Annotated in this window: 8 protein-coding genes; 2 read left to right on the forward strand and 6 right to left on the reverse strand. The window is 66.3% G+C overall.

The features are described from left to right. Positions 1 to 938, reverse strand: a 938-nt coding sequence (locus tag VFW45_05695) for a rhomboid family intramembrane serine protease (GenBank protein ID HEU5180262.1), incomplete at its 3' end; no start/stop codon positions are given. A gap of 121 nt (positions 939 to 1,059) precedes the next feature. Here VFW45_05695 and VFW45_05700 point away from each other — a divergent pair. Continuing rightward, positions 1,060 to 1,638 (forward strand): hypothetical protein, encoded by a 579-nt coding sequence (locus VFW45_05700; GenBank protein ID HEU5180263.1) that lies wholly within the window; start codon positions 1,060 to 1,062, stop codon positions 1,636 to 1,638. A 225-nt stretch (positions 1,639 to 1,863) separates the two neighbouring features. On the opposite strand, the gene VFW45_05705 is transcribed toward VFW45_05700, so the two are convergent. From VFW45_05705 to VFW45_05720, 4 genes are read right to left on the reverse strand one after another with little or no spacing between them, the layout of a single operon-like run. Then, positions 1,864 to 4,959: a DNA polymerase III subunit alpha gene (locus VFW45_05705; protein ID HEU5180264.1), complete on the reverse strand. Its 3,096-nt coding sequence runs from the start codon at positions 4,957 to 4,959 to the stop codon at positions 1,864 to 1,866. Beyond that, positions 4,959 to 6,269, reverse strand: a complete 1,311-nt coding sequence (locus VFW45_05710; protein ID HEU5180265.1) for a DNA polymerase IV — start codon at positions 6,267 to 6,269, stop codon at positions 4,959 to 4,961. The genes VFW45_05705 and VFW45_05710 overlap by 1 nt, the downstream gene beginning before the upstream one ends. Positions 6,270 to 6,327: 58 nt before the next feature. Beyond that, positions 6,328 to 6,936 carry a transcriptional repressor LexA gene (lexA, locus tag VFW45_05715; GenBank protein ID HEU5180266.1) on the reverse strand — a complete coding sequence of 203 codons (609 nt, stop codon included), beginning with the start codon at positions 6,934 to 6,936 and terminating at the stop codon, positions 6,328 to 6,330. Between the two features lie 9 nt (positions 6,937 to 6,945). After that, positions 6,946 to 7,311, reverse strand: coding sequence for a VOC family protein (locus tag VFW45_05720; protein ID HEU5180267.1), 366 nt, complete (start codon positions 7,309 to 7,311; stop codon positions 6,946 to 6,948). A 507-nt stretch (positions 7,312 to 7,818) separates the two neighbouring features. Between VFW45_05720 and VFW45_05725 the strand changes: the two genes are divergently transcribed. Further along, on the forward strand, positions 7,819 to 8,472 hold the full coding sequence (locus VFW45_05725; GenBank protein HEU5180268.1) for a hypothetical protein: 654 nt from the start codon (positions 7,819 to 7,821) through the stop codon (positions 8,470 to 8,472). A gap of 40 nt (positions 8,473 to 8,512) precedes the next feature. Here the strand turns inward: VFW45_05725 and VFW45_05730 are convergent. Further along, positions 8,513 to 9,132 (reverse strand): DUF72 domain-containing protein (locus tag VFW45_05730; protein ID HEU5180269.1); only part of this gene is annotated, 620 nt, incomplete at its 5' end.

Here is a 9,132-nt window from a genome sequence, read left to right on the forward strand (position 1 = left end):
AGAGTGAGCATGGTCAGAATCGCCCAGGTCCGGCGAGCGGCCGGCGTGCGCGGCTCGCCCGGATCCATCATCAAGGCGAGAATCCCGCCGGCCAGGAAGCCGCCGATGTGCGCGGCATTGTCGATCCCGGGGACGAAGAGCATGACGATGGCGGGAGTGATGAACCCCATCAGCTGCTGCGCCACCAGGCGTCCCCGCTCCCCGGCCCGGAAGCGTCCGAAGACGAAGCCGAACCCGAGCAGCCCGAACAGCGGCCCCGAGGCTCCGACGCTGAAGGCCTGCGGACTCCACCAGGTGCTCACGGCGAAGGCCGCGATGTCGCAGGCAACGTAAATGAACAACGTCTTGCGCCAACCGAATGCATTCTCGATGAGCGGTCCCAGGAGCGACAGCGCATAGCAGTTCATCCCGAGATGCAGGATCCCCATGTGGAGAAATCCCGCCGTCACCAGCCGCCAGATTTGGCCCCATTGGAGAATGGCCTGGGTGACTTTCGATCCGAAAACGAACTGGGCCTGCCAGGGAGGCGCCAGAAGCGAGAACAATCCACCGTGTTCTGGGTCCGTACCCCAGGTGATCAGCGGAATGGCGAGCAGCAGGACGTTGGCGGTGATCAGGACGGAAGTCAGGCTGGAGAAGTGAGGCAGGATCGTCGCGAACAGGCGCTTGCTGCCGCCGCCCGCGACTCCCGCCATGGAGCCGCCGCAGGCAGGGCAGGTGGAAAGCGACCGGTTCACCAGCTCGCGGCAGTGCGGGCACATGCGCACTGGCGCCCGGATGCCGCGCTCGGTCATCTCCCAGGAGGCGAGCTTCGCTTCCAGCGACATCTTCCAGCGGGTCTTGCGCCATTCCCAGGTCGGGCTCTTGAACCCTAGAAGGTTCAGCAATCCGATCCAGAGCTCGAAGGCGTCCCGGGTCAGCTTCGCCAGCAGATGCATGCGGCAGAGTCTACCCCATCCCGGATCAAAAGAAGGGAGCGCCGCCGGGGCGGTGCCTGTACAATATTCCGCGCTCCTCGCTGCTCCGGGTGGCTGCTCAACGAATTCTGGCCAGGCGAGGATGAACCTTGCTGCGAAGGGAGACGAGATCATGAAGCCCGAGGACTGCATCCTCTATAGCGGCGCCGCGCAGGGAGCGGAAGCCGCGTTCGGCGCCGCCGCCGAGAACCACGGCATCGCCGAGGTCAATTTCACTTTCGAGGGGCACAACGATGCCCGACGGCGGGGCATCCGGGTCCTCACCGCCCAGGAGCTTCTGCAAGGCGACGTCAGCCTCAAATACGTCAACAAGCTGATGGGACGCACCTACCCCAACACGCCTTTGATGCGCAAGGTGTTGCAGACCATCTGGCACCAAGTCAACAAGGGTCAGGAGATCTACGTCGTGGGAAAGATTCTCGAGGATCAGACCGTGATGGGCGGCACCGGATGGGGCGCGGAGTTCGCCAAGCTCTGCAACAAGCCGCTGTTCGTCTACGACCAGAACCGCGAAGGCTGGTTTCATTGGACCGAGGAGAAATTCGAGGCCATCGCGGATCCCGTGATCCGGCATCCCCAGATGTGTGGAACGGGAACTCGCTTTCCCACGGCCGCCGGGCTCGCCGCCATCGACCGTCTCTTCGATCGCACCTTCAAGTAGGCTCCCCACGGTCGTGCGGGCCGCCCCTTCGGCTTCCCCAAGATCAAGCAGCGGCCGTTGACGCGCGGCCGCACTTTGCCGTCGCGTCCAACGGTGCCCCTCCCCTGGTTCAGGCCCAGGTAGTGTTGACGCGCGGCCGCACTTTGCCGCCGCGTCCAACGGTGCCCCTGCCCGGGTTACCTACCATCGAGTCGTCGCGTCCAACGGTGCCCCTGCCCGGGCTACTCATCCAAAACGCTTGGCGCGGGCGGGCAGCTCGTCGCCGCGGCGGGTCGACTCCAGCCAGCGTGCCTCCTCCACCGTCAGGGTGATTGCCGAGTAGTCCTCCTCCACCTTGCCCGCCAGGACGAACGGCTTCGTAGTGGTGAGCATGCGGCAGAAGCGCTCGTAGGCGCGCGGGAAGAAGGTCGTCTCGTAGATGTCGGTGGTGTCCTCGAACGACAGGAACTCCATCGGCTCCCCCTTCTTTGTTTCCACCAGCTTGCCGGTGATCAGCCAGCCGATCGTGGTGACGCGCCGTCCCGCGTGCCGGTGCAGCTGATCCGCCGGCACGTGGCGGATGCGCGCCAGCTCGCGCCGGTAGAGCGTCAGCGGGTGGCGGCTCACCAGGAAATCGAGCGTCTCGATCTCGTCGCGCAGGATCTTCTCCTCGCCCGCTTCGGGCGGCTCCGGCAGGTCGATGCGCTCCGGCTCGAACAGTGCCATCTGGCGGCGTCCCTTCGGCGCGCTGCGCTCGGCATGCGCCAAAAGCCTCCACATCATCGCCGGACGGCTCGAGCCGCGCGCAATCGAGTCGAAGCAGCCGGAGAGGATCAGGCGCCGGACATCCGACGGATCGATATCGACCCGCTCCAGGAAGCTCTCCAGCGAGCGAAACGGCCCTCCCTTGCGGCGCGCCTCCAGCAGCGCGACAATTCCCGCTTCCTTGAGTCCCTTCACCTGCATCAGCCCGACTCTCAGCCAGCCGTGCGAGGCTTTTGCGGCGGCCGCCTGTGATTCGCACTCCTTGGTTCCTTCCTCCCACAGGTCGCGGCTGAAGCCGGTGTAGGCCTTCTCCGAGGCGTTCACGTCGGGCAGCAGGACCCTCAGCCCCATCCGGCGCGCCTCGGAGATGTAGGCGAAAGTCGAGTAGTAGCCTCCCTGGTTGCTGATCACCCCCGCCATGAACTCCGCCGGATAGTGCGCCTTCAGGTAGCACGACTGGAACGAGACCATGGCGTAGGAGGCGGAGTGGGGCTTGCAGAAGGAGTAGCCCGAGAACGACAGGATCATGTCCCAGACTTTCGCCGCCGTCTCCTCCCCCACCCCGCGTGCCAGAGCCCCCTCGAAGAACTGCTCGCGGTAATCCTCCATGTGCCGCCCGGGCCACTTGCGCGCCAGCACCTTCCGCAGCCCGTCGGCGTCCACGGTGGAGAACCCCGCCATGCGCATCGCCACCTTCGCCACGTCCTCCTGGTAGCACATGATCCCGTAGGTCTCGACCAGGACCTCGTCCAGGATCGGGTGCAGCGCCGTGTAGGCGCCGCCGCGCAGGCGGCGCACGTACTCGCGGATGTAGTCGTTCGCGGCGGGACGGATCATCGAGGAGTGGATCACCAGGTGCGCGAAATCGCCGCGCCGGGTCTTCTGCTGCAACTGGCGCATGGCGGGAGACTCGACGTAGAAGACTCCCATCGTCTTGCCGTCGCGCATCAGCTCCAGCGTCGCCGGATCGAGCAGCGGATCGAAGTTATCCTGGCGGATGTCGATCCCATGGTTGGTCTTCACCGCCCGCAGCGCGTCGCGGATCACGGCGAGCGAGCGGTTCCCCAGCAGATCGATCTTCACCAGCCCCGCTTCCTCCGCCTGGTCCTTCTCCCACTGCACCACCGGCACACCCTTGGCGGCGCGCTCCACCGGCACATGCCGGTCGACCCCGCCGGGAGCGATCACCACGCCGCCGCAGTGCACCGACAGGTTGCGCGGGCAGCCGCAGATGCGCTTCGCCCAGCGCAGGATCTCCGGCCACGGAGGTTCGAGCCGCAGTCCGCGGAACAGCGGATCGTCGCGCACCGCCTCCTCGGGATCGTCGGGACCGCCGTAGCGCGTCAGCCGCGAGGTCACCACGCCGATCTCCGCCGCCGGCAGCCCCCAGACCTTGGCCACCTCGCGCACCGCGGCGCGCAGGCGCAGCGTGACGTGGTTGGCGATCATCGCCGCCTGATCCTCGCCGTAGGTGTCGAAGACATACTTCAGGATGTCGTCGCGCTCGTCCCAGCAGAAATCGACGTCGATGTCGGGCGGATCCTTGCGGCCCGGGTTCAGGAAGCGATCGAAGTAGAGATCGTGCTCCAGCGGATCGACATGCGTGATTCCGAGCGCGTAGGAGACCAGGCTGGCCGCCGCCGAGCCGCGCCCGCAGGTGCGCGGCGATTGCCGCACGATGTCCTCCACCACCAGGAAGTAATCGGCGAAGCGCTTCTCACGGATAATCTTCAGCTCGTACTCGAGGCGCGCGCGGGCCGCCTCGCTGATGCCACCGTAGCGCCGCACGACCCCTTCCTCGGCGCGTTGCCGCAGCAGCGTGAAGGCCTCCTCGGGATCGCGCCCCTGGAAGCGCGGGAAGATCAGCGCTCCCCAGGGAGGGGTGCTGCGGGCGCAGCGCGCCGCAATCTCGGCGCCCTGCTCGACCGCCTCGGGGCAGAATGAGAAGAGCCGCTCCATCTCCTCCGGCGGGCGAAGCCAGGCGCCGCGCGGCGCCAGCTCGGCGGCAGGGACGCGATCGCGCGTGGTGTTGAGCGCGATGGCGCGCAGCATCCGGTGCATCTCCCAGTCCCCCGGCACGACGAAGGTGACGTCGCCGATCGCCACCGGTGGAATCCCCAGATCCCGCGCGGCGCGCAGGCGATCCAGCGAGCCGGGAGTCGCCGCCAGCGCCAGGTAGAGATCGCTCTTCGATTGCGTCGCGAGCGCGCGCAGCAGCTCGACGCAGGGAGTCAGGATGATCAGCCCGGCGCGCTCGAAGCCGGCCCTGAGGGTGAAGGATTTTTCGAGGTGCCGCCGGGTGAGCAGCCGGCACAAATTCGCATACCCTTCGTCGCTTGCCGCGAGACAGAAGGCGGATCCGTCCGGCGCGCGCACCTCGGCGCCCAGGATCGGATGGATCCCCGCCGCCTTCGTCACCTCCCAGAAGCGCACCGCGCCGTAGATCCCGTCGGTATCGGTGAGCGCCAGAGTCGTGATCCCAAGGCGCAATGCCGAGGCGACCAGCTCCTCGGGCGAGGCGGTGCCGCGCACCAGGCTGTAATGCGAACGCACCGCCAGGTGGACGAAGCGGCTCATCACCCCTCCACCGGCCGCGCGACGCGCCGGAACCCGACCGAGGCGCCGCCGAAGCGCTCGCGGATCCGGTCCAGCGCCGCGGTCAGCGCGGAGTCTCGCCGCTCGTGGCGTATCGCTTCGTTCTCGCCGGTAACGGGCCCCTCGCAGCACTGCTTCGCGGCAGCCAGAAAAGCGGCGCGCGCTTCACGCTCCGAGACCGCCTCGTCGCGGCCGAGCGCTGGGGCATCACCCTTCGTTTCCACCGCGGCCGGCTCCTCGAACAGCGACATCTGGCCGGTGGCGGCGCGCAGCTCCGCCAGCGTCAGCTCCAGATGACGGATCTGGATTCGCCGGCCGCGGGCCGCCTCGAACAGCCGCCGCGCCACCTCGCGCACGGCGAGATCGCCGCAGGCCGGCCGTTTCGGCCGCTCCTCGCGCGCCGATTCCACGCCATCCGCATAGCACAGCCGCAGCCGCACGCAGCCCGCCTCGAGCCGCATGCGGCGCACCTGCGCCGCGGCGCGCGCCGCCAGGCGATCCAGCGCCTCGAGCTGCACGGCATCCTCGTTGGAGTCTTCCGGCAGCGTCTCCTCCTCGCGCACCGCCGGGGTCGCCTCGGGCGGGCGCACCGGCGACGGATCGATGCCGCGCGCCTCGCGGTAGAGGCGCCAGGCGCGCTGTCCGAACAGCAATCTCAGGTGAGGAATGTCGAGCGCCGCCAGCTCGCGGACGCGAGCGATGTTCACTTCCGAGAGGATCTCGCGCGCCGGGAGATCGATTCCCGGCAGCAGGTCGACGTCGAGCGGCGCCAGAAACGGCGCCTCGCTCCCCGGGAAGACGTCGTACAGCCGCCCGGGACGGATGACGCGCGCCGCCGCGCGGCTCACCAGCTTGTTGGAGGCCACTCCGAGCGTCGCCGCCAGCCGCAGCCGCTGGCGCACCTCGCGCTGGATGCGGTCGGCCGAATCGACGGAACGACCGAACAGCCTCGTGGTGCCGGTCATGTCCAGAAAGACGTGCCCCGCCCCCGCCGGCTCGAGCAGCGGCGAGTAGCCGTTCAGGACTTTCAGGATGGCATCGGAGGCGCGCCGGTAGAGCGGCGCGTTGGGAGGCAGGACGATCAGGTCACGGCAGATGCGGACGGCCCGGGCCAGGGACATCCCGCGGTAGACCCCTTCACGGCGGGCTTCCAGCGAGGCGACGACGATCGCCGCCCGGGTGGACGACGAAGGAGCGACCACCACCGGCCTTCCCACCAGGCGCGGCGCCACCACCCGCTCCACCGCCACGGGAAACGCCGGAATGTCGAGATGGAAGATCGCGCGCTCCATCGCCCAACCATCAAAGCGAGTCCCATCCGGCCGGCCGTGAAAGAATCATCGGTCTCCTTCAGACGGGAAACTTCCGGATCAAGCCGACGACGACGCCGCGGATCTCGAGCGTTCCCGCCGTCTCGTCGAGGAAGAGGGGTTTCAGGGCCGGATTCGCCGGGCGCAGCTCGACACGGTCCGCCCCGCGGTAGAAGCGCTTCACCGTCGCCTCGCCGTCGACCACCGCCACCACCGTGTCGCCGTTCCTGGCGACGGCCTGCCGCCGCACGATCACCACGTCGCCGTCGCGGATGCCGTCGTCGATCATGCTGTCGCCGCGCACCCGCAGGGCGAAGTTCTCGCCGCTCCCCAGCAGGCTGCGCGGGATCTCGATCTTCTCGGGGGTCTCGATCGGCTCGATCGGCCTGCCCGCTGCGACGGTCCCGAGCAGCGGAATGGTGAACGACGGCGTGCCGTGCTCCACCAGCGTCAAAGCGCGCTTGCGGTTCCCCCACGGGCTGCGCACGTACCCCTTCTCCTCCAGCGCCTTGAGGTGCTTCGCCACGGCGTTGGTGGAGCGCAGGTGCAGGGCCCGCCCGATCTCCTGGTAGGTGGGAGCCTCGCCGTGCCGGGCGATGTAGTCCTGCAGGAACTGGTAGATCTCGCGCTGCCGGGCGGTCAGGTACATGGAGCTGTGCTATCCCTTCCCCGCGAAGTGCGGGTTCTCGATGAGTCCGAGGACGTTGCCGAACGGGTCGATGACGGTCGCCACCTTGATGTCATCCCCCACCTCCTGCACGGCGTCCTTGGGCTTCGCCCCCATCTCGACCAGCCGGCTGAAGGCGGCCTTGGCGTCGGGCACTCCCCAGTAGCTCACGCCGGCGCTTCCCTTGCGAATACCGGCCGAGTCGGGATCCAGCCCCAGCTCGAAGCCCCCCACGTTGAAGCCGACATAGAACGGCTTGTCGAAGTAGGGCTTCATCTTCAGCGCCTGGGCGTACCAGCTCTTTGCCTCGTCCAGATTCTCCACGTGGTAAATCACCGTCCTGAGTCCCTGGAACATGACAGCCTCCTTGTCCCCCTTTACGGGGAAGAAGCGGTTCGTGGGAGATCAAGAAGATAGGTGAAAGTCAGGTGAAAGTCAACTATCCCTGAATGCGCGTTCGGAGATGCGCACTTGAACTCTTAGCCTCTTGACAGAAGTCTTACCTGAGCCTAGTTTCTTGGAAGAAACTCACTTCAGAAGGCAACAACGTGAAACACTCTTGGTGCCGGAAGATGTTCTTAATCTGCACTGGCATCTTCTGGGGATTCACATCCATCTCTGCTCCGCAGCGCGAAATCGACGATCCTGCCGGAGGTGGGAATGGTCCTCCACCACAATGCATGAAGATGTGCGATCATGAGTGCATCTGTAACCCGCCTTTTGCTTTCTGCAGCCGAGGCGGAGACTTTTTTACCTCCTGCGAAAACTGCGTTGTTTCTTGGCCTGCCGGGGGAGACGATTACTTCTGCCGTAATCTCCCCTGGACCTGACCGGGAGGCCTATCGCTCCCCGCGAAAGGAACCCATGAAGCCTTCCTGCCTTCTTCCTTTTGCCTTCGCCGCACTCGCCCTGGGTAGCCAGGATGCTTACTCCCAGGGGGACACTTTCGAAAGTCGTCTCGGAATTCATGGCCGGTGGGCCGCCGAGATCCGCTCGGTTCAAGACGGTTCGATAGCGTCAGGAATGGGTTTTTCGCCTGGCGATTTGATTGTCCTGGTCGACGGCCGCCCGATGCGCGATTTTTCTTCTTTCGGAGAGTTTCTCGGAGCGATTCGCGAATCTTTGAAGTCAGACCACCTTACACTGGGTGTTTCAAGGTATGACTCGAGCACGCTATCGTATGCTCCTCCGAAATCGATCTCACCGCCGGCTAGAAAATCCGGTTCACCGCCCGTCGAGATGCTCGGCATCCAATCCACCCTGACGTTCGTCGTCGATGAGGTAAGCCCCGGACGTCCCGCCGACAGGATGGGAATCCACGCCGGGGAAACTTTTCTCACGCTGAACGGGAGAGGGATTGGCAGTCTTCAAGGTCCCGCGGAAGCCGATGAGATCCTGACACGGATTCATGGATCACCGGATAAGGAAGTCAACGCTGTCCTCCTGCGGGGGGTCGCACGGGACCACGCCGTAAAGCCCGAGGCAGAAACCCGCAAGGTGAGAGGACCTCTTTTCTGATCCTTTCCCCCTCGTGGAATAGCCTTCGAGTTTATGGAAGTCAGCTAAAAGTCAACTGCCCCTGCGCGGGACCCTCGGTGAGGGCGCGCGGGGCGATCTGCGGGTAGGCGGCGACCAGCTCGGCGGGGACCGGCACCTTCTCGCCGCGCAGCAGCGACAGGAGCGTCAGCGCCGCGAGCGGCGCCTTGCCACGGTAGTGATTGTTGGCGATGACGAAGACATCGGCGGTCTGCTCGGCGACGCGCTCGATGCGCGGGATCCAGCCGGCGAGCTCCTCCTCGGAGTAGAGGTAATCGTAGCGCCCGCCCGCATCCGGCTCCTTGCGGAACCAGTTCGCCGCGTTGCGCCCGTGCAGCCGCACGTAGCCCACGCTCGAGGTGGCCGCCTCGGTGGGGCCGATGGAACGCGACACACGCGGCTGGTCGACGTTGCAGAACCCCACGTTTTTCTCGCGCAGGAAATCGAAGAACTCGCCGCTCCCCCACTCGGCGTGACGGATCTCCACCACCAGGGGATAGGCGCGAAAGGCGTCGAAGATCGACTCGAGAACTTCGCGGCTGCTCTCCTCCGGGTGGAACGAGTAGGGAAACTGCACCAGGACGGCCCCCAGTACCCCGGCCTCGGCGAGCGGCTCCAGCATCTCGCGGAAGGCCGTCTCCT

Source organism: Candidatus Polarisedimenticolia bacterium (assembly GCA_035764505.1).
Taxonomy (GTDB): Bacteria; Acidobacteriota; Polarisedimenticolia; order Gp22-AA2; family AA152; genus AA152.